This is a genomic window from Methylobacterium sp. EM32 (assembly GCF_040593685.1).
GTDB lineage: Bacteria > Pseudomonadota > Alphaproteobacteria > Rhizobiales > Beijerinckiaceae > Methylobacterium.
This window is the reverse complement of the sequence record NZ_JBEXZS010000145.1, coordinates 16,522-41,117: the sequence shown is the minus strand read 5'-3', so window position 1 is coordinate 41,117 and position 24,596 is coordinate 16,522. Positions and strand designations below refer to the sequence as shown.

The 24,596-nt window shown below is 69.8% G+C and carries 21 protein-coding genes; 11 read left to right on the top strand and 10 right to left on the bottom strand.

Annotated features, from left to right (window positions below; all coding sequences use genetic code 11):
- Positions 1-42 precede the first annotated feature (42 nt).
- The 5 genes from ABZT49_RS19245 to repA all read right to left on the bottom strand — a co-directional run bounded on the left by ABZT49_RS19245 (position 43) and on the right by repA (position 7,653).
- Positions 43-1,545, bottom strand: a complete 1,503-nt coding sequence (locus ABZT49_RS19245; RefSeq protein ID WP_355288065.1) for a DUF6504 family protein — start codon at positions 1,543-1,545, stop codon at positions 43-45.
- Positions 1,463-2,203 (bottom strand): damage-inducible mutagenesis protein, encoded by a 741-nt coding sequence (locus ABZT49_RS19240; protein ID WP_355288064.1) that lies wholly within the window; start codon positions 2,201-2,203, stop codon positions 1,463-1,465. Before ABZT49_RS19240 ends, ABZT49_RS19245 begins: the two co-directional genes overlap by 83 nt.
- Before the next feature lie 1,863 nt (positions 2,204-4,066).
- Positions 4,067-5,206, bottom strand: a complete 1,140-nt coding sequence (locus tag ABZT49_RS19235) for a replication protein RepA (protein WP_109974990.1) — start codon at positions 5,204-5,206, stop codon at positions 4,067-4,069.
- 195 nt (positions 5,207-5,401) lie between these two features.
- Positions 5,402-6,436: a plasmid partitioning protein RepB gene (gene repB, locus ABZT49_RS19230; protein WP_355288062.1), complete on the bottom strand. Its 1,035-nt coding sequence runs from the start codon at positions 6,434-6,436 to the stop codon at positions 5,402-5,404.
- Positions 6,433-7,653, bottom strand: coding sequence for a plasmid partitioning protein RepA (gene repA, locus ABZT49_RS19225; protein WP_355288060.1), 1,221 nt, complete (start codon positions 7,651-7,653; stop codon positions 6,433-6,435). Before repA ends, repB begins: the two co-directional genes overlap by 4 nt.
- Positions 7,654-7,943: 290 nt before the next feature.
- Between repA and ABZT49_RS19220 the strand changes: the two genes are divergently transcribed.
- Complete coding sequence (locus ABZT49_RS19220) at positions 7,944-8,564, top strand: pyridoxamine 5'-phosphate oxidase family protein (protein WP_355288058.1); 621 nt, start codon at positions 7,944-7,946, stop codon at positions 8,562-8,564.
- A 4-nt stretch (positions 8,565-8,568) separates the two neighbouring features.
- Here ABZT49_RS19220 and ABZT49_RS19215 read toward each other — a convergent pair whose 3' ends face one another.
- Positions 8,569-9,399 (bottom strand): EamA family transporter, encoded by an 831-nt coding sequence (locus tag ABZT49_RS19215; RefSeq protein WP_355288056.1) that lies wholly within the window; start codon positions 9,397-9,399, stop codon positions 8,569-8,571.
- Between the two features lie 140 nt (positions 9,400-9,539).
- On the opposite strand from ABZT49_RS19215, the gene gcvA reads away from it, so the two are divergent.
- The gene (gene gcvA, locus ABZT49_RS19210; RefSeq protein WP_355288055.1) at positions 9,540-10,445 is read left to right on the top strand and encodes a transcriptional regulator GcvA; all 906 of its coding nucleotides are present in this window, start codon (positions 9,540-9,542) and stop codon (positions 10,443-10,445) included.
- A gap of 27 nt (positions 10,446-10,472) precedes the next feature.
- The gene (locus tag ABZT49_RS19205; RefSeq protein ID WP_355288053.1) at positions 10,473-11,438 is read left to right on the top strand and encodes a C45 family autoproteolytic acyltransferase/hydolase; all 966 of its coding nucleotides are present in this window, start codon (positions 10,473-10,475) and stop codon (positions 11,436-11,438) included.
- 237 nt (positions 11,439-11,675) lie between these two features.
- Here the strand turns inward: ABZT49_RS19205 and ABZT49_RS19200 are convergent, their stop codons facing one another.
- Genes ABZT49_RS19200 through ABZT49_RS19190 form a run of 3 tightly spaced genes read right to left on the bottom strand, consistent with a single transcriptional unit; the run spans position 11,676 to position 15,378 of the window.
- Positions 11,676-13,436: an ABC transporter ATP-binding protein gene (locus tag ABZT49_RS19200; RefSeq protein WP_355288051.1), complete on the bottom strand. Its 1,761-nt coding sequence runs from the start codon at positions 13,434-13,436 to the stop codon at positions 11,676-11,678.
- 38 nt (positions 13,437-13,474) lie between these two features.
- Positions 13,475-14,443 (bottom strand): glycosyltransferase family 2 protein, encoded by a 969-nt coding sequence (locus tag ABZT49_RS19195; RefSeq protein ID WP_355288049.1) that lies wholly within the window; start codon positions 14,441-14,443, stop codon positions 13,475-13,477.
- Complete coding sequence (locus ABZT49_RS19190; protein WP_355288047.1) at positions 14,440-15,378, bottom strand: glycosyltransferase family 2 protein; 939 nt, start codon at positions 15,376-15,378, stop codon at positions 14,440-14,442. Before ABZT49_RS19190 ends, ABZT49_RS19195 begins: the two co-directional genes overlap by 4 nt.
- A gap of 209 nt (positions 15,379-15,587) precedes the next feature.
- Between ABZT49_RS19190 and ABZT49_RS19185 the strand changes: the two genes are divergently transcribed.
- Positions 15,588-16,628, top strand: a complete 1,041-nt coding sequence (locus ABZT49_RS19185) for an RHE_PE00001 family protein (RefSeq protein WP_355288044.1) — start codon at positions 15,588-15,590, stop codon at positions 16,626-16,628.
- Between the two features lie 83 nt (positions 16,629-16,711).
- Here the strand turns inward: ABZT49_RS19185 and ABZT49_RS19180 are convergent, their stop codons facing one another.
- Positions 16,712-17,464 (bottom strand): hypothetical protein, encoded by a 753-nt coding sequence (locus ABZT49_RS19180; protein WP_355288042.1) that lies wholly within the window; start codon positions 17,462-17,464, stop codon positions 16,712-16,714.
- A 315-nt stretch (positions 17,465-17,779) separates the two neighbouring features.
- On the opposite strand from ABZT49_RS19180, the gene ABZT49_RS19175 reads away from it, so the two are divergent.
- The 7 genes from ABZT49_RS19175 to ABZT49_RS19145 all read left to right on the top strand — a co-directional run bounded on the left by ABZT49_RS19175 (position 17,780) and on the right by ABZT49_RS19145 (position 24,546).
- Positions 17,780-18,589: a DeoR/GlpR family DNA-binding transcription regulator gene (locus ABZT49_RS19175; protein WP_407943531.1), complete on the top strand. Its 810-nt coding sequence runs from the start codon at positions 17,780-17,782 to the stop codon at positions 18,587-18,589.
- Between the two features lie 134 nt (positions 18,590-18,723).
- Entirely contained in the window at positions 18,724-20,271 is a 1,548-nt protein-coding gene (gene glpD, locus ABZT49_RS19170; protein ID WP_355288040.1) for a glycerol-3-phosphate dehydrogenase, read from the top strand.
- A 22-nt stretch (positions 20,272-20,293) separates the two neighbouring features.
- Positions 20,294-21,379, top strand: coding sequence for an ABC transporter ATP-binding protein (locus ABZT49_RS19165; protein ID WP_355288038.1), 1,086 nt, complete (start codon positions 20,294-20,296; stop codon positions 21,377-21,379).
- A 14-nt stretch (positions 21,380-21,393) separates the two neighbouring features.
- Entirely contained in the window at positions 21,394-22,479 is a 1,086-nt protein-coding gene (locus ABZT49_RS19160; RefSeq protein WP_355288036.1) for an ABC transporter ATP-binding protein, read from the top strand.
- Positions 22,476-23,450, top strand: a complete 975-nt coding sequence (locus ABZT49_RS19155; RefSeq protein ID WP_355288034.1) for a sugar ABC transporter permease — start codon at positions 22,476-22,478, stop codon at positions 23,448-23,450. The genes ABZT49_RS19160 and ABZT49_RS19155 overlap by 4 nt, the downstream gene beginning before the upstream one ends.
- Complete coding sequence (locus tag ABZT49_RS19150) at positions 23,450-24,247, top strand: carbohydrate ABC transporter permease (protein WP_355288032.1); 798 nt, start codon at positions 23,450-23,452, stop codon at positions 24,245-24,247. Before ABZT49_RS19155 ends, ABZT49_RS19150 begins: the two co-directional genes overlap by 1 nt.
- Before the next feature lie 17 nt (positions 24,248-24,264).
- Positions 24,265-24,546 (top strand): DUF2160 domain-containing protein, encoded by a 282-nt coding sequence (locus ABZT49_RS19145; RefSeq protein ID WP_355288030.1) that lies wholly within the window; start codon positions 24,265-24,267, stop codon positions 24,544-24,546.
- Positions 24,547-24,596 lie beyond the last annotated feature (50 nt).

The following is a 24,596-nucleotide window of genomic DNA, read 5'->3' as shown; positions in this document are numbered from 1 at the left end:
CTGGCAAACCCAGAGCCGGCAAGCCTCGGGGGACCGGGCGCATCACGCCTCCCCCAATCCGTGCAGCCACCAGCGCGCGCCGTCCCGCGTCAGGGCATCGCGAAACAGCCAGTAGCGGGCGCCGGTCTCGTCCTCGACCCGGTAATAGTCGCGGGTCGCCGCGACCTCGTCGTCGGCGAGCCACCACTCGCCGAAGATGCGCTCCGGACCGTCGGCCCGGGCCACCCGGCGGCGGGTGCCGCGCCAGGTGAACGCGGTGGGCGGCGCATCGGGGAGCGCCGCCAGCACCGCCACCGGCTCCGGCACGGAGAGCAGGCGGCCGGGCCGCGGCAGGTCGGGGGCCCAAGTCGCGCCGGCGGCGGGGCTCAACGGGGCGACCCGGCGCTCCGCCCGCTCCGGCCACTCGCTCTCGACCGGGGCCTTGCGAAACACCCGGCCCGGCCCGAGGCGCAGCACCAGCCGGTCGACCAGTTCCGCCATCGTATCCGGATCCGGTTCCGCGCCGGGGGCGGCGAGCTGGCGCGCCTCCAGGCGCTCGACGCGAGGAGCGGCGAGCCGCGCCTCGTCGAGGCCGTGGCCGGGATTGATCTGGGGCAGACGCTCGGCGAGGAGGCGGGCGAGGTGGCGCGGATCGCGGCTCGGCCGGGCGGTGCCGACGCTGACCGCCTGGTCGAGCCCGTCGACGCGGCGAAACACCAGGTCGAGCCGGCGCGCGCCGAGCCCGTGCCGGGCGAGGTCGTCGGCCAGCATGGCGGTCAGCCGCCGGGTCACCCGGGCGAGCGTCTCGGGCGCCCCGATCGGCTCCGCGAAGGCGAGCCGCACCGCGTGCTCCACCGGCGGCGCCAGGGTGGCGAGGGGTTCGGTGCACACGCCCAGCGCCTGGTCGAGGCGGCGGGCGGGCGCCTCGCCGAAGCGCAGGCGCAACGGGCCGCGGGGCTGGTGCACGAGGTGCTCGACCCGGGTGAGGCCGAGCTGGGCGAGGCCCGCGACGGTGTCGGGATCGAGGCGCAGGGCCCAGAGCGGCAGGGCGGGAAGCGCCTCGCGCTGCGCGCCGGGCACGAGCACGGTCTCAGGGTTCAGGCAGCGGGCGGCCGCCCAGGCGGCGCCGGGCGTGTCGGCGACCGCCACCCGCACCCGGTAGCCGGCCCGGCCGAGGCGGCGGCGCAACGAGGCGAGCAGCGCCGCCTCGCCGCCATGCAGGTGGGCCGCCCCCGCGACGTCGATCCAGATCCCGTCCGGCGGGTCAGGGGCGACGAGGGGGGCATAGGTCAGGCACCAGGCCGCGAGGCGGGCGAGCGCCGCCGCATCGCCCTCCGGATCGGCTTCGATCACCGTGAGCCCCGGGACCATGGCCTGCGCCTGGGCCAGCGCGAGGCCGGGGCGCAGGCGCAGAGCCCGGGCGGCGCGGTCGACGGCCGTGAGCACCCGGCGCGCCCCCTCCTGCCCCGCCGCGACCAGGGGCTCATCCGGCGACGGCCCGCCGTTCCGGCGTCGCCAGCGGTCGGTCGGCCAGGTCGGCAGGAACACGCAGACGACCCTTCGCATCGGGAGCCTCGAGGAGCCAGGTGCGGGGCTCGGCGCCCCGGGCGCGGACGAGCGCCACGGTCCAGCGGGCCCGCGACAGGCCCGGTACGGGAAGAGCGGGGGACGGCGCCGCGACGACGCTCCAGCGGGTCGCGGCGGCGTTGGGCTCCGGGACGGCGGCGCCCCAGCGGCGGATCACCAGGGCGAGGCCGCCGCTGCCCTCGGCGGCGAGCTGGAGCCGGCGCGACGGGGTGAGCCCGAGCCGGGCGACCTCGCCGACCACCGCCGCGAGGCCGCGATGGCGCAGGCCCTCCTCCATGGTGGGCAGGACCTCGGCCTCGCGCCGGGTCTCGGCGTAGAGCACCCGGTCGGGGTGGAGGCCGACGGCGGCGAGGCCGGGGGCGAACAGGTCGCGGCTCGCCAGGCACCACAGGACCGGGCCGGGGAGGCGCGCGAGGATCGCGGCGGTGAACAGGGCCGCGAGCGCCCCCTCCCCGTCCACGGGCCCCGCCGCCAGCACCTCGTGCACCGCGCCGAGGCGCAGGCCCCCGCCCGGCAGGTGCCCGTCCAGGTCTGCCACGCCGAATGGCAGGACCGGCCGGCCCGCCCCCTCGGGCGCCAGCCCCCCGATCCGCTCGCGCAACGCCGCGAGCTGCTGCTCCCGCTCGGCCTGTCGCATCTCATGCCCATCACCGACCGAAACACCAACTCGTTCTTGTTTTGTTCGGTTTCACCGGAGTGTCAATCGGGGCTGTGGACCGAGGCTCTGACGGCACCTCCGGAAACCGGTCCCCTGTTGACGGCAGCGGGGACAGCTGGGTCGGCAGCGCCCGGAAAGCGCGGTGGAACAAGGGGATCGGGCGGGCGTGCGATTCTGGGAGCGAGCGGGCACAGCCGTTGGACAACGCCCGCCAAGCCGCCAGGAGCGCCGCTGAGCTGGATTCGAGGCTGAGAGGTGCCGTACAACTGTCCTGGGGCGCGATGGGCCTCCACGGGCCTCCTGGCGGAGATTCCGGCGATCCCGGCGCTTCAGGGGTCGGCGCGCTGCGCCGAGGTCACGAATCTGGTGCCGTCCGGGGTGTTGCGCGGCCTCGTGCGGCACGCTGAATCGCCTACGGCGGGCCATCCGCGATTCACACAGCTTTCCAAGCTGTTAATCGGGGCCCTGCGCCGAGTAACCTACGGGGTCACGCCGAGTCGCCTTCGCTGGCCCCCCGTTTCCGCGCAGACCTGCCTACGCGGCCGCGCCGAGTTGCCTACGCGACCGCGCAGACATGCCTACGCGAGCAGGGCTCAACCCCTTGCAGGACTTCAGAAAATCGCCACCCCATATAATACCCATATAGCTCTACGGATTCAGACTCAGAATCCAGATTCTGAATCTTTCATAAAAAGGCTTTTGGGGATCGGAAGTTAGGGGTTTTTCGGGGTCTGATCGTCGAGATCCGCCCCGTTCGTGATCGGCCGGAGGGGGAGGCGTCACGATCCGGGGCCGGGCCGTACGAGGCGCTCCCCCTCCCCCGCCCCTCCTGAGTCTTGGGGCGACGCCGCCGAGTCGGAGACTCGCGGCTCACGAGTCCTCGTCCGACAAAGCCCAGCACAGCCGGGATCGTTTCCCCGGGGATGAGTCGAGCCGAGGCTTGAGCGGCCGGAACCGACTCGCCTGTACGCTGACTGATGATTCGCCGTCCCGATGCGGGACTCTTGCTCGACTCTCGCGAGGCCGCCGGGGCCCGGCAATACTTGGGCGCGACTCGCGGCGCCCGACGGGCGAAGGGTTACCGGCCGGCTGCCCGGTCGCGGAGAAGCGTAGGCAATTCGGCGTGGGATCGGTCCCGTCCCGTAGGCTGGTCTGCGCCGTGGGAGAATCGGAAAAGCCGCGGAATCTCAACGGCAAGACGCTGGATTCGGGGCGCCGCGCGGGGCTCAGGGCGCGTAGGCGAGTCAGCGTGATCGGGGGCGGTCCGGGTCGTGGCGGAGCGTAGGCAACTCGGCGTAGGATGGTAGCCCCAGCGGAGCACCATGGTGCGATCGGAAAAGGTTTTTCCCATACGATATCGACGGATGTACCGATATTATATCGGTTAAAACTCCTCAGGATATTGATATATATAATATATATTAAGTTTATACTCCATTTATGAGGGCGTAAGATCTTGCATGAAACGCTGATCTGCCCCTTTGAACCTAAAATACACCCTCCATCGTCATCCCGGGGCTCGCCGCAGGCGAGAACCCGGGATCCATAACCGCCGAGGCTTCAGAAGGGGTCGGGACGCGCACCGCCTCATCCGGCTTCCTCAGCGGTTATGGATCCCGGGTCCCGCTTTGCGGCCCCGGGATGACGCGGAGGATCATAAACAGGGTTGAGATCGATGATTCAGTCCTCGGCCGATGCGCGAAGCCGGCATCGGGGAGCAATCAAATGTAAGAAAATAATCCTATATAGAGCCTCATCGAAAGCGGCGGATCCGTAACGCCCGCGCGCGGAGCCTCGTTCGCGGGCCAGCCCACGCCTCCCCTCGTAGGGAAGTCGGCGGAATCAAGCCTTTGCGCGGGCTCGCCTATTTGCCAGGGTCGCCTTGGGCGGCACCAGCAGGTCCTTCGGATCGGAGGGCAGGAGCTGCATCCCGCCATCGTCGAGGGTCAGACGCAGGCGCGGAAACACCTCGGTGAGATGGGCGACGTCCTTGCGGAACTCCTGGCGGAACGAGCGGATCGAGCCGTTCTCGCTGCCGAACTGCTTGTAGAGGTTGTCCCAGGTCAGGCGCAGCGGACGCTCCAGGCGCGAGAGCCGGTAGCCGACCCAGAACAAGAGATCGAGCTTGCGCGCCGAGCCTGCGAAGGCGCGGGCGGCGCGGATGTCGACCGGGAGCGCGTGCTGGATCAGGTTGTCGTAGAACTCGCGGTGGAAGGTGATGGTGGAGGACCAGAGCAGGCCCTGGTCAGGATGGTTGTGCAGCGGCAGCCACACATCCATCTGGCGGAAGGGCGGCACGTTGAGGGTCGAGGCGCGGGTGCCGTCCCACAGGCCGATCTGCATCGAGCAGGCGGCGAGCCGGTTGAGCTGCTCCTTGAACTGCTTGAGCGTGCCGCGCTCGCCGCCGGTGACCGGAAAGCCCATGTCGCGGATGAAGCCCGACATGCTCTGCGCCACCTCGACCTTGGGGCTGCGCTGGCGCACCGCCTCGGTGCAGAGATGCAGCAGCAGGAGGCGTGCCTTCGGGCCGTAGGGCAGCCCCTGCATCTCCATCTCGCCGGTCGACGGGTTGATGAGCCGGCCGGCATTGATGGCGAGCGTGTTGCGGCCGTATTCGCGCGAGACGTTGGTGACGCCTTTCGGCTCGCGATACGGCAGGCCGCAGAGCGCCAGCACCGAGTGGATGTGCTGGATGTTCTCGGGCGCCGCCGGCTCGTTCTCGATCACCTCGCGCACCATGTCGCGGCGGCGGGCGTTGCGGGGGAGCCGGGCGCGTTCGGCCGCGGCCTCGGCCTTCAGCACCACCAGCTTGTCGCGCGCCTCGGCCTCCGCGTCGCGCTTGGCCTGGCTGGCGCGCACGAAGGCGAGCGTCGCCTTGTAGGCGACGCTGCCGCGCGCCTTCTCGACGATCTCGATCAGGTCGGCGTCGCGCACGCCCTCGACCGGTTCGAGGGCGGATTGCGGCGGGGTCGTCGTCTCCACCAAGAGGGCTCCGCGCGGAGACGCGCGGTTGAAGGCGCGCGTCGTGACTGTTGTCTGTCGATGAGTCCTAACGCGCGAAACCCGAATCGGCCGAGTCGAGTCCGGCCGATTCTCGAAGCAGAGCGACAGATTCCTGTGAATCTCTGTGCCTAACCGGCGAGTCTTTGTCCCGCCGGCTCGATCGTGGATCGAACCTTAATCGGTCTCGTCGCGCGTCTTCGACTCGGTGAAGCTGGCGTAGAGCTGTGGAAGACTCTGGATAAGATAGGCGGCGAAGTCCGGCTCGAGAGTGTCGTCGACCGTGAGCTGGGTGCCTTGGCGGCCGCGCTCGACCCGCACCACCGGCCGGCCGCCGAGATTGGTCCAGAAAGCCGGGCTCGGCGCCGGCCGCGGCGCCGGCGCGGTGAGGCCCGAGAGCAGCCGGGCGAAGCGGTCGTCGGAGGACAGATCCGAAAAATCCGGGGCGGCGAGGAGGCGGGTCACCGCCTCCCCTGCCCCGTCCCGCGCCAGCGCCTCGACGAGCGCGGTCCAGCGCGGCCGCCCGGCCTTCGGCGCCGGGCCGATCGCCGCCACGACCTCGGCCGGCACCGCCCGGCCGATGCCGATTAGGCGCGAGAGCTGGGTTTTCTCCACCGCGAGCGCCGCCATGATGGTGGCGCGGTCGAAGCCGCGATCCTCCAGCGCGATCGCGAACAAGGCCCGCTCGATGTAGCTGAGATCGGCCCGGGCCGAGTTCTCCTGGCCTTGCGCGACGACGAGATCCTCGTCCGAGAGCGCCTTGACCACCGCCCGCACCGGCCGGCCGAGCTCGATTGCCGCCCGCAACCGGCGATGGCCGTAGGCCACCTGGTAGCGGCCCTCCGCACTGGGGTGCGGCCGCACCAGGATCGGCACCTGCTGGCCGCGCTCGCGGATCAGTTCGACGAAGGCGGCGTGCTCGGCCGGATCGCCGGTGAGGCGGTCCTGCACGAAGGACCCGTCGATGAGGGCGGGATCGAGCTCGACCACCCGGTCGCCGGAGGCGACCATGGCGCGGGCTTCCGCCGCCGCGCTGGCGATGCGCCCGAGGCTGCGGCCCATGGCGCCGACGGCGCCGGAGCGCACCAGGGGGCGCGGCGCCTCGGGGGGCGTTTCCAGCGGTTCGGCCGGGTTGCCAGCTGGCAACTCTGTCGTCTCGCGGTCGGCGGAGCGAGCGCCGAGGGCGGCGCGGAGGGCATCCTTGCGCTTCATGCCGGAACGCGTCCCCAGGCGCGGTGCATCAGGCCCTCGATCTCGCCATTGACCCCGTCGAGCGCCTCGATCGCCCGGTCGTAGGTGGCGCGGGTGAAGCTCTCGCGACCGATCTCGTAGAGGGTCTGCTTCGACAGGCCGGCATCCGAGATCGCGGTCGATTTCAGCATCAGGTGGGTCAGAACCCGTTCGCGGAACAGCGAGCGCATGAAGCCGACCATCTGGGTCTGCGGCGCGTCGGAGGGCTCGTATCGGGTCACGACGTAGCGCAGGAAGTCGTAATCGAGGTCGGCCCCGGCCTCCTGCACCACACCGAGCAGGTCGGAGGCCATCAGCAGGAACTGGCACATCGACATCACGTCGAGCATCTGGGGATGAACCGTCACCAGCATCGCGGTGGCGGCGCAGAGCGCGCCGAGCGTCAGGAAGCCGAGCTGCGGCGGGCAGTCGAGGATCATCACGTCGTAATCGTCGGCGACGCTGCCGAGCGCCGTGGCGATGCGGCCGAAGAACGGCTCGGCATTCCGGTCGGCCAGCACCCGCGGGGTGTCGTGCTCGAACTCCATCAGTTCGAGGTTGCCGGGCACGAGGTCGAGGCCCGGGAAGTAGGTCTTGCGCACCACCTCGACGAGAGGGCGCTGCTCGTCGTCGTGGCGGATCGCGGCGTAGAGGGTCTGGTTGGGACCGACGTCGAATTCGGGCTGGTAGCCGTGGAGCGCGGTCAGCGAGGCCTGCGGATCGAGGTCGACGGCGAGCACCCGGTAGCCCCGCAGGGCGAGGTACTGCGCGAGATGGGCCGCCGTGGTGGTCTTGCCCGACCCGCCCTTGAAGTTCACCACCGCCAGCACCTGGCAGTGTTCGTCACCGGAGCGATGCGGCACGTAGCCCTTCGCCTTCGGGCCGTCGTCGAGGAGCTGGCGCAACTCGTTGATCTGCCCGAGCGTGTAGGAGCGCCGGCCGCCGGGGCCGATCTCCGGCTGCGGGCCTTTGCTCGCGAGGGAGAGCTGGCGCAGGTAGCCGTCCGCGACGCCAATCAGCTTCGCCGCCTCGCCGGAGGAGAACGAGCGCAGGAGCTTGTGCGAGGCCGGCGGGAAGAGCGTGCGCCGCAGGGCGTTCAGCTCGCTCGACAGGGCGCCGCCGTCATCGGCGATGATCCGGGTGATCGAGGGACGGTCGGAGGCTGCGGCTCTCGCCTGCTCCTGCGGCTGATCGGGCATTTACGGTTCCTGGACGCATCACGGATAAACTCCGTAAGACGATGCCAGCGTGGCCGTGACGACGCAAACGGTTTTTGGTTAAGCTCCGTTAACCATCAGAAGTCAGTTGCCAGCTGGCAACCCGGTGCCGGGCTGCGTCCCACCTCGGATCGTTGCCAGGTGGCAACCGGGAGGCCCGGGGCGGGCCGCGGCTCTATGAGCGCCGCTCACGCGAGGGTGCAATCTTCTCGATGGTCACGCGCCTCCCGCTCTCCTAAGGATCCGACACCCGGCGACGGAGGGACGAGACAATGGCGATCCTGGAGACGGAAGCGGATCTGGAGCGGGTCTACGGCGAGTTCGGCGCCGTCGGCGAGGCCTCGACCGTCAAGGTGACAGACCACGTCACCCCGCATTATCGCCGCTTCATCGAGGCGGCCCCCTTCGCCGCCCTGGCAACCTGCGGTTCGGAAGGGCTCGATTGCTCGCCTCGCGGCGACCGCCCGGGCTTCGTGCGGATCGCCGATCCGCGCACGCTGCTGCTGCCCGACCGCCGCGGCAACAACCGCATCGACAGCCTGCGCAACGTCGTCCGCGATCCGAGGGTCGGGTTGATGTTCCTGATTCCCGGCATCGGCAACGCGCTCCGGGTCAACGGCCGGGCGGTGATCGAGGACGATGCGGCCCTGTGTGCGTCCTTCGCCGTCGAGGGCAAGGCGCCCCGCACCGTGATGGTGATCCGGGTCGGCGAGGTCTATTTCCAGTGCGCCCGGGCGCTGATCCGCTCCGGCCTGTGGCGGGCCGAGGCCCAGGTCGACCCCAAAACCCTGCCGACCACCGGCCAGATCCTGGCCGAATTGAGCGACGGCCGCGTCGGCGGCGAGAGCTACGACGGGGCGTGGGCCGAGCGGGCGAAGCAGACGATGTGGTGAGAGCTCATGCGGCGAGGCAGGCCGCGCCCGCGGCGATCGCCAGGCAGGAGGCGATCCGCTGCGCCGTCAGCCGCTCCTTCAGAAAAATCCGGCCGATCAGCGCGGCGTAGACCACGCTGGTCTCGCGCAGGGCCGAGACCACGCCCATCGCGCCGAACTGCATCGCCCCGATGACGATGCCGTAGGCAAGGATCGACACCACGCCGCCGGCGAGCGCCATCGCGGTCTCGCGCCGCGTATAGGCCGGGCGCTGCCGGCCGCGCAGGGCGAGGTAGAGCGGCGGCATCGTCAGGCTCCACAGCAGGAACATCGCGTTGGCGTAGGCCACGCTGTCGCCCGAGAGCCGCACCCCAATCCCGTCGACGACCGTGTAGGCGCCGATCAGCACGCCGGTGGTCAGCGCGGCGGGCAGCACCTCGGCCCGGACATTGCGGCCCTGCAAGGCCAGCGAGACGATTCCCCCGGAGACGAGCGCGATGCCGAGGGCCGAGACGAGGGTGACGGCCTCGTGCGCGAAGACCATCGCGCCGAGAGCGACCAGGACTGGCGAGGAGCCGCGGGAGATCGGGTAGGTCTGGCCGAGATCGCCGATGCGGTAGGTCCGCACCAGGGACAGGTTGTAGCCGGCGTGGATCAGTGCGGAGGCGATCACGTAGGACCAGCTCGCGGCGTTCGGCCAGGGCAGGACCAGGGCGGCGAGTCCCGTGACGGCGCTGACCGCCACCATCATCAGGGTCATCGACCACAGCCGGTCGCTGCCGCCGCGCAGGACCGCGTTCCAGCCCGCATGCAGGATCGCGGCGCCGGTGACGGAGGCGAGAACGAGCGGCGTCACGCGGCGGCCTCGGTGCGGTGGATCGGAGTGTCGGGCATCGGAGTCACGCGGTTGGTTACGAGCACGCGTGAGGGTGGCTCTTGCGGGACGCCCCGGCAAACCATTTGTTCAGGCGGCATGAGACAGGAAAACTCACCCGAATGCGGCGCGCGCTGCCACCCCTGAACGCCCTGCGCGCCTTCGAGGCCGCCGCCCGCCTCGGCAGCTTCAAGGCCGCCGCGGACGAGCTCGGGGTGACGCACGGCGCCGTCAGCCAGCAGGTGCGCGGGCTCGAAGAGTGGCTGCGGGCGAGCCTGTTCGAGCGGCACAACCGGCGCGTCGTGCTCACCCCGGCGGCCCGCGCCTATCTGGCGGAGATCGGCCCGGCCCTCGACCGCATCGCTGCCGCGACGGCACAATACGGCCACGAGGCGGGCGCGGTGCTGCGGATCAACGCGCCGTCGACCTTCGCCCTGCGCTGGCTGGTGCCGCGGCTCGCGCAGTTCCGGGCGCGGCATCCCGCGATCCGGGTGCGGCTGGAGACCTCGAACCAGCCGCTCGAGGCCCTGGCAGATCCGGGCGACGTCACCATCCGCGGTGGGCCCGACACCTTCTATGGTCTGACGGCTCGGGTCTTCCTGTCAGAGGAGCGGCTGCCGGTCTGCAGCCCCGGCCTGCGCGACCGGGTGGCGCTCCGCGAACCCGCGGATCTCCGGCATCACACGCTGCTGCACAGCGCGAGCCTGCCGCGGCTGTGGGACGACTGGCTGGCCGCCGCCGGCATCCCGGGTCTGGAGCCGGAGGCGGCGCTGACCCTCGACCATTTCTACCTCACGCTCCAGGCCGCCCTCGACGGCGTCGGCGTCGCCATGGGCCCGACGGCCCTGATCGCCGACGACCTCGCGCGGGGCCGCCTCGTCGCAGCCTTCGCGGGGCCGCGTCTCCCGGCGCGGAGCTACTGCACCTACGTGCGGGAGGGGAGGGCTTCGGCCGGGCCGGTCGCCGCCTTCTTGGCCTGGATCGAAGCGGAGGGGGCCAGTCCGATTGCCGCGCCGCCTGGAGCGTGACGGGCCGGGCGCCTACATGGCGTCATCATGGAAAAGACCTTCACCGCCCATCGCGAGGACCGGCCCGGGCCTGCGTGGCTCGCGCGTTTCCGGGACGGACGGGATGAGGCGGCGCGGTGGTATCTCGGCGAGGGCGCGCCCGACCGGCCGGACGCCGCCGAGTGTCGGGCTGCGCTGACGCGGCACATGCCCGAACTCGTCCCGCATTACGACGATGTGTGCGGGATGGTCGGCGACGACGACCTCGCCCACCGCATCCTCAGCCATTACCGCCCGGCCCCCCACCGCCAGGGCTGCAGCCAAGCGGTGTGGCTCGGCGACGAGGGGCCGGCCCTCATCCGCAACTACGATTATCCCCTGACCTCGATCACCGGCCGCATCGAGCTGACCGCCTGGGCGGGGCGGCGGGTGATCGGGATGGTGCAGCGGCCCTGGGGCGGCTGCCTCGACGGCATGAACGAGGACGGGCTGGTGGCGAGCTGTACCCTCGGCGGCCTCGCCCGGCGTGGCGAGGGTTTTGCCATCATCCAGATGCTGCGCTACGTGCTGGAGACCTGCGGCTCGGTGCCCGAGGGTGTCGCCGCGCTCCGCCGCCTCCCGGCGGTGCAGCTCCACAACGTCACCTTGCTCGACCGGACCGGCGACCACGCCACGGTCTTTCTCGGCCCCCGGCGCGAGGCCGCGGTGACGCGGCAGAGAACCTGCACCAACCACCAGGAGCGGATCCTGCCCGCCTCGCGCTCGGCCCTGCGCCAGCGGGTGCTGGAGGAGGCCCTCGACGACCCGTCGATGACCCTCGAGGCTCTGACGGCGCGCTTCTTCGCGCCGCCGCTCTACTCGCGCAAGCTCAGCTTCACCACCGCCTACACGGCCGTGTATCGGCCGGAGGCGGGCCGGGTCGATTACCTCTGGCCCGGCCAACGCTGGAGCCAGAGCTTCGACCGGTTCGAGGAGGGGGCCTATACCCACGAGTACGGCGCGCTGGAAGCGTGATCCCGGAAGCATCGCCCGATCGCGGCGCGCCGCGCTCCGCAACCGGCGCGCGTCGGCACCTGAACGCTTCTCGTAACCCACGCCTCCCTTTCCCGGATCTCCTTCCGCTGTCGCTTCAGTCGTCCGGGAAAGGGGGAGGTGGCTTGCGAAGGGGCGCCGCTCTCGTCCCTCTTGGCCCGACTGCGACGAGCTGGCATCCGCCCCGTCGAGGGACCGCTTCCGCGCTGCCGCGCTGGATCACCCCTGATCCACCGTGCGGGCTAGCTGCGGCAGCACCTGCTCCGGCGGACCCGAGGCGACGATACGGCCGCCCTCCAGCACGTGCACCGTATCGGCCCCGGCGAGGCTGGTGAGGCGGTGGGCGATCATGATCAGGGTGCGGGTGCCGGCGAGGCCCTGCACCGCCCGCATCACCACACCCTCGGTCTCGTCGTCGAGGGCGGAGGTCGCCTCGTCGAACACGATGACGTCGGGGTCGTGGTAGAGCGCCCGGGCGATGCCGATGCGCTGGCGCTGGCCGCCGGAGAGCCGGGCGCCGCGCTCGCCGACGCGGGTGGCGTAGCCCTCCGGCAGGGTGGCGACGAAGTCGTGCGCGCCGGCGAGCCGCGCCGCCCGCTCCACCGCGGCCGCGTCGATCGCGTCGAGCCCGAAGGCGATGTTCTCGGCGATGGTGCCGTCGATCAAAAAAATGTCCTGTGGCACGTAGCCGATGCGGTTCTGCCAGGCCGGCAGGGTGGCGGGATCGAGAATCGTGCCGTCGACCGCGATGCGGCCCGCTGTGGGGGTGAGGAAGCCGAGGATCAGGCCGACCAGGGTCGACTTGCCCGAGCCGGTGCGGCCGACGAGGCCGACCGTGGCGTGGGCCGGAATCGTGAGGTCGATGTCCGACAAAGCCGGGCGGCCGGGCTCGTAGTCGAACCGGACGCCCTGGAGGTGGATCGCGTCCCGGAACGGCAGGCGCTCGGGCGTCCGGGGGGTGGAGGCGCGCTCGCCCTCGAGCCCTTCGACCACGAGCCGCACCGCCGGAAGGGTGAAGCGCAGGAGGGCGAGCGCGTTGAACACGTTCTGGAACGCCGGCAGCATCCGGTAGCCCGCGAAGGCGAACAGGCCGAGCAGCGGCAGGATGCCGGCGGTGTCGAGCCCCTGCGAGAGCGCGAACAGCACCACCACGATGACGCCGCCGAAGGCCAGCGCCTCGATGACGAAGCGCGGCAATTGCCCGGTGAGCAGGCTCTCGGCGCTGGCTTGCGCGTAGGCGCGGGCCGGGGCCTCGAACCGGCGCGCGAAGCCCTCCGCCCGGCCGTAGAGCTTGAGCTCGGTGAGGCCGCCGAGGGTCTCGTGCACCACGCGGAACCGGCCCTCGTTGCCGGCGACGGCCCGGGCGCCGATGCGCGCGAGCCGCGCCCGCACCACCAGGAAGATGCCGACATAGAGCCCGCCGAAGCCCGCACCCAGGATCAGCGCGAGGCGCGGCGAGACGACGAGCAGGAAGACGATCACGGCACTCGCTGAGGTCGCCCGCGAGGCGATGACGGTGGCGGGGGTCAGGACGCCGACGACGAGGCGGTCGGTCTCGCTCAGGATCGTCTTGGCGAGCGCGGCGCTGTTGGCGGTGGTGAAGAACAGCCGCTCGCGGTCGATGGTGCGGAACAGGAGCCGGCGGGCGAAGCCGTAGCCGACGCTGTGGCTGAAGCGCAACTGGGCGTAGGTGAGCCCGGCATTGACGCAGGAGGTGGTGAGGATGGCGAGCAAGGCGCTCAACCCGACCACGATCAGGAAGCTGCGGTCGTCGGCGAGCCCGAGCCCGTCGCGGATCGCCCCCAGCGCCGGCACCCGGGCGGCGGCGCCCGGATCGCCGACCAGCGTCAGGAACGGTATCACCGAGGCGACGCCGATCACTTCGAGCAGGGCCGCGAGCGCCAGCCCGGCCCCGATCAGCCCGGCGCGGCGGCGCTCGCGCGGGGTCATGGCGCGGAGAAGGTCGATCAGGGCGCGCATCGTGGACTCACGGGAGACTTGGAATCGGGGGAGGGGGCTTATCGGGGACCGATCGTCCGCATCACGTCGGGCAGCGCCCGGGCAAGCAGGCCCGCACCGCGCAGGACCTCGCCGGCCTCAGGTATCGAGCGCCGCGCCAGCGCCTGGACGAGGCGCAACGGCACCTGCGCGCCGAAGGCGGTCGCCACCAGAATGAATGCGGTCGCCCGGCCGTGATGCTTGGCGGCGTAGCGAATCTGGCTCTCGAGGAAGCAGGCGAGGCGGTGGGCCTTGGCCGCCCGGGTGGTGCCCTGGCCCTCGTGCCGGACGGCGATGCCGGCGAGGTGCCGCACCGCGACGCCGGCATCCCAGGCCCGGGCGCAGAGATCGACATCCTCGTAATAGACGAAGAAGCGCTCGTCGAAGCCGCCGAGATCCTCGAAGAGCGGGCGGCGGGTCATCAGGAAGGCGCCCATTACCTGGTCGACCGCCCGGTCCTCGGCGTGGTCCCACTCGGTCATGAAGTGGGTGGGCACCAGCCGCACCCGGTCGAGGAGCAGCGCCTGGCCGATCAGCGAGCGGGTGGTCGGCCGCCGGGCGCAGGAGCGCTGCACGATGCCCGCCTCGTCGAGGAGCTGCGCGCCCACGATGCCGGTGTCGGGATCCGCCATCAGGGCGGCGTAGGCGCCCGTCAGGCTCGCGGCCGTGACCCGCGCATCGGGGTTGAGGAACAGGATAGCGGGCGCGCGGCCCCGCGCCGCGCCGGCATTGCAGGCCCGGCCGAAGCCCTGGTTGTCGGGATTGGCGATCACCGCCGGGCCGTGACGCAGGGGCGGCAGGCCCGCCAGCGAGCCGTCGCGAGAGGCGTTGTCGACCACCACGACGCGCAGGGGCAGGGCGTCGCCGAGCTGGCCTTCCGCCGCCGCCAGGCTGGCGAGGCAGGCCCGCAGCAGGGCGCCGCCGTTCCAGTTGACGATGACGACGTCGAGGGCGGGATTCGGAGCGTCGGCTGTCGGATCGGCTGTCATGGCAATCCTCGCGGCGGCCCGAGCCGGCCGCGCAGGCCGTCCCACACCGCGCCGGCGAGCTGCGCCAGCACGCCCGGGCGGAAGCCGGCATCGGCCCAGTACAGCAGGGCCTGGAGCGGCAGGTAGGCGGCCTGGCGCAGGCGCCAGCGCCGGGGCACGTGCGGCAGCCGCCAGGCATAGACGCTGTTGCGCAGGTAGGCCGCCATCCGGAAGGGTGGCTGGCGCGGCATCTCGATGCCGAGGAGTTTCGAGCGGATCACCCCGGCGCCGACCCGGTGGGGGAGGGCGGTGCCGGTCTCCATCCAGCAGCCATAGCCCCGGGCCCAGGCGCGGAAGCACCATTCGAGGTCGACGCCGTCGATGAAGAAATCGCTCCGGAACGGGCCGATCCGCGCATAGGCCGCGAGGTCGACGAGCGAGCCGGAGGTCGCCAGGAACTCCACCGGGACCAGCGCGCCGTCCTCCGGGATTCCCGGCCGGCGCGGATAGGCCGGCGCCTTGCGGTCGGGCGCCGCCTCCGGCCGCGGCCCGACGATGGCGGGCGGCGGGCTCGCTTGGCCCAAGTGCGCCAGCGCCGCCTCCAGGGCCGAGACCTGCTCAGGCGCGAATGCCGCATCCTGGTCGAGGAGCAGCACCTGGCCCGCACCCGCCGCGATGGCCGCCTGCGCGATCGCGTCGAGGGCGCCGCCGATTCCGATGTTCCGCCCCGCCGACAGAACCAGGGCGCCGCGGGCGGTCAGGTCGGCGGCGGCGTCCGCGGGCAGGCCGCCATTGTCGAACACGATGGTCCGGCGCGTCTCCGCCGCGACCCGGGCGCGCAGGGCCGCGACCTGCGCCGCGTCCGGGCGGAAGACCGTGATGCCGATGGCGACGGACCGGGAATCGGGGGCGGGAGAGGGTGGCAGGATCGTCTCGGCGAGGGGCTGGCGCGGCATCAGGGAATCCCGCCGCCGTAGGGCCGTCGGGGCGGGCGGGTCAATATGCCGGAGCGGCAGCGACATTGTGGCGGGGCGGCACGGCCGGACCGGCTGGGGCAGGCGTCTCGCGGGCAGTGGGTGGCGAAACGGGCCCGATCGCGCTTTCGCTGTGACCCAAGCGAAGCGTGGCTTTCCTTGGGGATGGATCTTCGTATCGTGACGCCGCAATGGTTTACGATGTCGATGCGATCCGCCTGCCCGCCGCCTGGCGAGGCCTGACCGTTCCCCTGGAGGCGGCGTCCGACGCGCTGGTGCGCCTCGACGAGCGCCTCGCCCGGGCCGATCCGGTGCTGGCCGACGGTGCCCGCGCCCGGGCCCACCTGTTCGACGCGCAGGCCGCCCTCCACCTCGACGGCGAGCTCGTCGCCCTGGAGGACCTGGTGCTGCACGAGGCGGCGATGGACGTGCGCCGCCCGACCCTGGCGCTCTCCCGCGCCGTCGCGGTGCTGACCGAGCGCCGTCGGCTGGCCGCCGCGGCCCCCGGCTGGGCCTTCTCCGATGCCGGCTGGGGGCTGCTCGCCGGGCCCGGGCCGGACGCGGAGGACGATGCCGAGGAGACGGAGGAGCCGGACTTCGCCGCCATCGACCGGCTGCTCGCCCGCACCCGCCGCACCCTCGCCGACCACATGACGGGCGCGCCGACGCCGCGCGCCGCGCCGGACGATCCGCTCGCCCGCTGGCAGCGGATCCTCGACGAGACCCGCGACCTGCCGGCCCTGCTGGCGGCGGCGATCGCCCTCGATGCCTGGCTGGTGCTCGATCCGGCCCCGCGCCGCGGCCATCGCGGCCCGCTCCTGGCGGCCGCCCTGCTGCGGGCCCGGGGCAAGGCCGGCGCCCACCTGCCGGCCCTGTCGCTGGGCCTGCGCGAGGCCCGGGCGCGCTGGTCTCAGGCTCGGCCGCTCCCCGACCGGCTCACCGGCCTCCTCGGCGCGGTCGAGGCCTCGGCCCGCGCCGTCGGCCGCGATCTCGACCGCCTGGCGCTCGCCCGCGAGGTGATGCTGCGCGCCTGCGCCGGGCGGCGCCGGACTTCCCGCCTGCCGCAACTCGTCGACCTGTTCGTCGGCACCCCCCTCGTCACGGTGGCGAGTGCCGCCCGGGCCCTCGCGGTCAGCCCGCAGGCGGTGGAGGGAATGCTGGCGGAGCTGGGGGCGGCCCGGCCGCGGGAATTGACGGAAAGGCGGCGGTATCGGGCGTGGGGGATCGTGTGATATTCATTTGATGCACACCCGCCTTGAATGCTGTTAAAGATTTTTATAAATTCTATCTATTCATGTTTCAGAGTTAGATTTTATTAAAACGGAATATCATCATCCAGACCGTCGTAGCGACGCGCCGTGATCTGGCGGGGTTGTTGCTTAGCTGGTGGGGAGATTTGCTTGACGGGAGTTGGCAAAAATTTTTGCGGCGGTGTGAGACGCTTGTTGGCTGCATCTTCAGTTTCTTTGTCTTGTCCGATCAACTGCATGATTTGCAGAATCGCATTTTTGCCGTCTGCCGCTATGGTTGTAACGGCCGCGATTGTAGTAGTTGCGTACATCAATACAGCAAGCATTGCGGTAATATTTGAGCGTTGGTTTCGTAGTTCGTTTGATAAAATATCAAGTTTTTCATGTAGGCGACTTCTAGAATTTTCATTCATGTCCGATTTGTCAATTAATTCCCGAATACGAGAAATGTGATGTTCAATCTTTGTTCGTGTATTGGTTGTGAGCAGTACAGAATGGGGATTGCGCTCTCCACGCTGGCGAATTCTTATCCGGGCGATTTCGCCTTGAACTGCTAGAGAAAACCGACTGAAATCATCCCAAAATCCATTTTGCCCGCTAGCAGTATGAGTAATATTTGTGATAAAACATTCTTGCGCAACTGCAGAAACTGCAGTCATATATTGCTCACGAACGGCGCGGTCAAAATCTGTCGAACTATTTTCATCGATCATTCTGGTCATATTTCGCCGACATATAGCCTCAAATTCTACAAAACATCGATCATTATCCTCTGGTAAATTCGCATAGTCGGAGTCTGATATTAATTCGTAATTCATGCCAGTCTCTATCTTTCTTGGGGAGATCCATTCAGAATTTTTCGCGTGGCTGCAGCGTAGGTGAAGAGTATCATAGCACACATTTTTTCGAAAATGTTAACTCCATTTCGCTGGAACGAACGTGCGCACTGTTAAGGGATTAGATTTTTATAGCCTTCTTCCAATACTGAAATTCCAACTCAAGATTGGAATCTACCTAAGTCTAGGTTCGATGGGCTGTGGCGGTCTGAACGCAACCATCCCCACCCCGATTGCGCCCGCCTCCGCTTGCCCCGACAATGCCCGCCCCCGCATCCCGGCGGGCAAGACCAAGGCATGCGCGTCGTGATCGACCAGGTTTCCCAGCGCCAGCAGGACATCCTCGCCCTCGCCCGCCTGCACGGGCGGGTCAGCGTCGAGGAGCTGGCGGGGCGGTTCGAGGTGACGCCGCAGACGATCCGCAAGGACCTGAACGAGCTCTGCGACAGCCGGCTCCTGTCGCGCATCCACGGCGGCGCCGTGGTGGCGTCCGGCGTCGAGAACGTCTCCTACGAGGCGCGCCGCCTCGTCGCCCACGGCGAGAAGCGGGCGATCGGCGCCGCCGCGGCGCGGCTGATCCCCAACAGCGCCTCGCTGTTCATCAATATCGGCACCACCACCGAGGAGGTGGCGCGCGCCCTCGGCGACCACGAGGATCTTCTGGTCATCACCAACAACCTCAACGTGGCGACGCTCCTCTACCGGCACCCGAAGATGAGCCTGATCGTCGCCGGCGGGCCGGTGCGGCGGGCGGACGGGGCGGTAATCGGCTCCGCGGCGGTCGATTTCATCAACCAGTTCAAGGTCGATTACGCGGTGATCGGCGTCTCGGCGATCGACGAGGACGGCACGCTGCTCGATTTCGACTACCGCGAGGTGCGCGTCGCCCGCGCCATCATCGAGAATGCCCGCCGGGTGATCCTGGTCGCCGACAAGCTGAAGCTGGAGCGCTCGGCGCCGATCCGGGTCGGCCACCTGCGCGAGCTCGACTACTTCGTCACCGACGCTTTGCCCTCCGGGTCCTTGCGCGAGATGTGCGCGGCCCACCGCGTCGCCCTGGTCGAGGCCGGACTCGAGGCGCAGGACACCTCCGACGCCGCGGAGTGAAGCCAAACCGAAAGTCTTAGGCTTTCGTTCGCGCCTTTTTGCTTTCGGTTTCGCTTGCGTCAGGCCGGGAGCGCGTCTAGATTCGCGCCAGGATGCAAACGAAAGAGCCGAAAGGCTCCGACAGGGAGGTGGCCTTGGCCCCCAGGCGTCAGCAGCCCGGCGACGAGCGCGGGGTGTTCGACCTCGCGGTGATCGGCGGCGGCATCAATGGCTGCGGCATCGCCCGCGACGCGGTGGGCCGCGGCGCCTCCGTGGTGCTGTTCGAGCAGAACGACCTCGCCAGCGGCACCTCCTCGACCTCGACCAAGCTGATCCACGGCGGCCTGCGCTACCTCGAACACTACGAGTTCCGCCTGGTGCGCGAAGCGCTGATGGAGCGCGAGGTGCTGTGGGGCATGGCGCCCCATATCGTCTGGCCCCTGCGCTTCGTGCTGCCGCACCATGCGGGCCTCAGGCCGGGCTGGCTCCTGCGCTTAGGCTTGCTGCTCTACGACAACCTCGGCGGCCGAAAGCGCCTGCCCGGCACCCGCACCCTCGACCTCACCCGCGATCCCGCCGGCGAGGCGCTGAAACCCGGCTTTCGCCGCGCTTTCGAATATTCGGATTGCTGGGTCGAGGATTCGCGCCTCGTGGTGCTGAACGCCCGCGACGCCGCGGAGCGCGGCGCGATCATCCGCCCGCGCACCCGGGTCGTCGCCGCGACCCGCAGCGAGGGCCTGTGGGAGGTCACCGTCGAGGACCGCCAGACCGGCGCCCGCGAGACCGTGCGGGCTCGCACCCTCGTCAACGCCGCCGGTCCGTGGGTGGCCAATGTTCTCACCGGCGTGGCGCGGGCCAATTCCACCGAGGGCGTGCGCCTGGTCCAGGGCAGCCACATCGTGGTGCGGCGCTTATTTCAGCACGACCGGGCCTACATCTTCCAGAATGCCGACCAGCGCATCATCTTCGCGATCCCCTACGAGCGCGACTTCACGCTGATCGGAACCACCGACCGCGACTACACGGGCGATCCGGCCGACGTGAAGGCGAGCGAGGAGGAGATCACCTATCTCTGCGCCGCCGCGAGCGAGTATTTTCGCGATCCGGTCACCCGCGACGAGGTGGTGTGGACCTATTCGGGCGTGCGCCCGCTCTACGACGATGGCGCCTCGAAGGCGCAGGAAGCCACCCGCGACTACGTGCTGACCCTCGACGCGCCGGAGGGCCAGCCGGCGATGCTCTCGGTCTTCGGCGGCAAGATCACCACCTACCGGCGCCTCGCCGAATCGGCCCTGGAACGCCTGAAGGACCACCTGCCGGCGGCGCGAAAGAGTCCCTGGACCTCGGGCGCCACCCTGCCGGGCGGCAACTTCCCGAAGGAGAGCTACGACGACGTCGTGGCCGGACTGACGCGCCAGCATCCGGGCGTGCCGGAGGTGCTGGTCGCCCGGCTGGTGCGAGCCTACGGCACCGAGGCGCGGGAGATCCTGAGCGGCGCCCGCGCCATGGCCGATCTCGGCCGGCTCTTCGGCGCCGACCTCACCGAACGCGAGGTGCGCCACCTGATGCGCCGCGAATGGGCGGTGAGCGCCGACGACGTGCTCTGGCGCCGCTCGAAGCTCGGCCTTAGGTTGACGCCCGCCGAGGCCGCCGCCCTCGACGACTTCATGCGCCGCGCCGCCGCCGCTCCCAACGCGGCCTGACGAGAAGAGACGGGAGGGCGCCATGACCCTGATCCTGGAGACCATCACCAAGCGGGTGGGGCCCGAGACCCATATCCGCGACGTCAGCCTGGCCCTGCCGAAGGGCTCGCTCAACGTGCTGCTCGGCCAGACGCTCGCCGGCAAGACCACCTTGATGCGCCTGATGGCCGGGCTCGAGGCGCCGAGCGAGGGCCGGATCATCGCCGACGGCAAGGACGTCACCGGCCTGCCAGTGCAGCGCCGCAACGTCGCGATGGTCTACCAGCAATTCATCAACTACCCCTCGCTCTCGGTCTACGAGAACATCGCCTCGCCGATGCGTGTCGCGGGCGTCGCGAAGGCCGAGATCGAGGCGCGGGTCCAAGAGGCGGCGGGTCTGCTGCGGCTGACGCCCTACCTCAAGCGCAAGCCCCTCGAACTCTCGGGCGGCCAGCAGCAGCGCACCGCCATCGCCCGGGCGCTCTGCAAGCGCGCCGACCTCGTGCTGATGGACGAGCCGCTGGCGAACCTCGACTACAAGCTGCGCGAAGAACTGCGCGAGGAGTTGCCGCGCATCTTCGCCGCCACGGGGGCCATCTTCGTCTACGCCACCACCGAGCCGGCCGAGGCCTTGATGCTCGGCGGGCGCACCGCCACCCTGCACCAGGGCCGCGTCACGCAGGTCGGGCCGACGCCGGATGTCTATCGCCGGCCCGATGATCTCACCACCGCGAAGGTTTTTTCCGACCCGCCGCTCAACACCCTGCGCGTGGTCAAGGCCGGCGGCCGGGTCGCGCTGCCGACCGGCGGCCAGGTCCGGGCGACCGGCACGCTCGCGACCATCCCGGACGGCGCCTACACGATCGGCTTTCGCGCCCACCACCTCGCCCTCGATCCGCTGCCGGGAGAGGCGATCGCGCTCCCCGCCGCCGTCTCGGTCGCCGAGATCACCGGCTCGGAGAGCTTCGTCCACGTCGATGCCGGCGACAGCCGCCTGATCGCGCTCCTGCCCGGCGTGCGCCGGTTCGAGCCTGGCACGGCGGTCACCGCCTATCTCGACCCCCGCCACGCCCTGGTGTTCGACGAGAGCGGCCGCACCGCCGCCCTCGACCTGCCGGCGGCCGCCTGAAGGGGAGGGGATCCATGGCCCGCATCACCCTCGACCACCTCGCCCATGCCTACGGCCCGAACCCGCAAGGCCCGCAGGATTACGCGCTGAAGGAGATCGATCACGTCTGGCGCCAGGGCGGCGCCTACGCGCTGCTCGGCCCCTCCGGCTGCGGCAAGTCCACTCTGCTCAACATCATCTCGGGCCTCGTCGTCCCGACCCGCGGCCGGATCCTGTTCGACGATCGCGACGTCACGACCGTGCCGACCGAGGGGCGCAACATCGCCCAGGTTTTTCAGTTCCCGGTCGTCTACGACACCATGACGGTGCGGGAGAACCTGGCCTTCCCGCTGAAGAACCGGCGCGTCGCGCCCGCCACCATCCGCTCGCGGGTGGAGGAGATCGCCGGGCTCCTCGACCTGACGCGCGTCCTCGACCGTCGCGCCAACAACCTGACGGCGGACATGAAGCAGAAGATCTCGCTCGGCCGGGGCCTCGTGCGCCCGGACGTCGCGGCGATCCTGTTCGATGAGCCGCTCACCGTCATCGACCCGCACCTGAAGTGGCAGCTGCGCTCGACCTTGAAAGAGCTGCACCGCAAGCTCGACCTGACGATGATCTACGTCACCCACGACCAGACCGAGGCGCTGACCTTCGCCGACACGGTGGTGGTGATGCATGACGGCGCGGTGGTGCAGACTGGCACCCCCGACGAACTCTTCGAGCGCCCGGCCCACACCTTCGTCGGCCACTTCATCGGCTCGCCGGGCATGAACCTGCTTCCCGCTGAGGTGCAGGGCGCGACCGCGACGATCGAGGGCCACGCCATCCCGCTCGCCCGGCACTATCCCGACCTGCCGAAGGGCAAGCGCATCGAGCTCGGCGTCCGACCGGAATACGTGCATCTCGCGCCGAAGGGCCTCGGGCTCCCGGTGCAGGTGCGGCGGATCGACGATATCGGCCGCCAGCGCCTCGCCCGGGTCGAATTGGGTGGCCGGCCCCTCGTCGCCACGGTGGCGGAGGACCAGAGCCTCGACGGCACCGAGGCGGCGCTGACCCTCGATCCGCGCCAGATCCACATCTACGCCGACGGCGCCCTGGTGCCCGGAGAGGCCGCATGACCAAGACCGTCAACCAGAAGGCCTGGCTCCTCGTCCTGCCGGTCTTCGCCGTCGTCGCCTTCTCGGCGGTGCTGCCGCTGATGACGGTGGTCAATTATTCGGTCCAGGACACGTTCGGCAACAACCAGTTCTTCTGGAACGGTCTCGGCTGGTTCCAGGAACTGCTCGATCCGTCGAGCCAGTTCGGCGAGCGCTTCTTCGATTCGCTGTGGCGCAACCTGCTGTTCTCGGGAATCATCCTGGCGATCGAGGTGCCGCTCGGCATCGCGGTGGCACTCTCGATGCCGCGGGAGGGCCGCGGGGTCGCCTTCTGCCTCGTGCTGATGGCGCTGCCGCTCCTCATCCCGTGGAACGTCGTCGGCACGATCTGGCAGGTCTTCGCCCGCTCCGATATCGGCCTGCTGGGCTCGTTCCTCAACACGATCGGCATCGACTACAACTATGCCGGCTCCGCGCTCGCCGCCTGGGTCACCATCGTGACCATGGATGTCTGGCACTGGACCAGCCTCGTCGCGCTCCTGTGCTATGCGGGTCTCAAGTCGATCCCCGACGCCTATTACCAGGCCGCCCGCATCGACGGGGCGAGCCAGTGGGCGATCTTCCGCACCATCCAGCTGCCGAAGATGCGCCGCGTCCTGCTGATCGCCGTGCTGCTGCGGTTCATGGACTCGTTCATGATCTACACCGAGCCGTTCGTGCTCACCGGCGGCGGGCCCGGCAACGCCACGACCTTCCTGTCGATCGACCTCGTCAAGCTGGCGCTCGGGCAGTTCGACCTCGGCCGGGCGGCGGCGATGTCGCTGGTCTACAACCTGATCATCCTGAGCGTCTGCTGGGTGTTCTACACCGTCATGACCAACGTCGACGCCGGCAACCGCACGGTGCTGGCCGACAGCGACCCGGCCGAGGCTGCCGCCGCCGGCAGCCTGCCTCCCGCCACCACCATCCCGCTCGACCGGAGGGCCGCCTGATGCGCCCGCGCCACGTCGTGATGACGCTCTACCTCCTGTTCCTGATTGTCCCGATCTACTGGCTCGTGAACATGAGCCTGAAGACCAACCAGGAAATCAACACCAGCATGACGCTCTGGCCGCATGCGATCACGTTCGACAACTACATCCGGATCTTCACCGATCCGAGCTGGTACGGCGGCTACCTGAACTCGCTGTCCTACGTGGCGATCAACACGGTGCTGTCGATCGGGCTGGCGCTGCCGGCGGCCTACGCCTTCTCGCGCTACAGCTTCATCGGCGACAAGCACCTGTTCTTCTGGCTCCTGTCGAACCGGATGGCGCCGCCGGCAGTGTTCGCGCTGCCCTTCTTCAACCTGTACTCGGCGGTCGGCCTGTTCGACACGCCCTGGGCGGTGGCGCTCGCCCATTGCCTGTTCAACGTGCCGCTGGCCGTCTGGATTCTCGAAGGCTTCATGTCCGGCGTGCCGCGAGAGATCGACGAGACCGCGGCGATCGACGGCTACTCGTTCCCGCGCTTCTTCGTGAAGATCTTCATGCCGCTGATCGCGTCGGGCATCGGCGTCGCCGCCTTCTTCTGCTTCATGTTCTCCTGGGTCGAGCTGCTGCTCGCCCGCACGCTGACCTCGGTCGACGCCAAGCCCATCGCCGCCACCATGACCCGCACGGTCTCGGCCGCCGGCATGGATTGGGGGCTGCTCGCGGCGGCCGGCGTGCTCACCATCGTGCCGGGCGCCCTCGTGATCTGGTTCGTGCGCAACTACATCGCCAAGGGCTTCGCCCTCGGCCGGGTGTGATCGGGGAGTTCCGAGCGATGCTCGATTTCGCCTGGATGGCCTGGACCTGGCAGACCGCGCTCTTCTTCGTGGTCATCGCCGGCCTGCTCGCCCTGATGACCGCGCTCGCCGTCTGGCGCCCGGAGACCGAGCAGGTCGGGATCCTGCGGATCCCCACCACCCGGGGCGACCGGCTGTTCCTGACGCTGGTCGGGGCCGCCTTCATCAATCTCGCCTGGCTCGGCCTCGTCGGCCCGAGCCTCGAATGGGCGCTCGCGCTCTCGCTCGTTTACGGGGCGGTGATGTTCCGCTTCGCTTGAAAAGCCCGTCGCTACGTTCGGCACGAGCCGGCATCAGACGGGCCTGATCA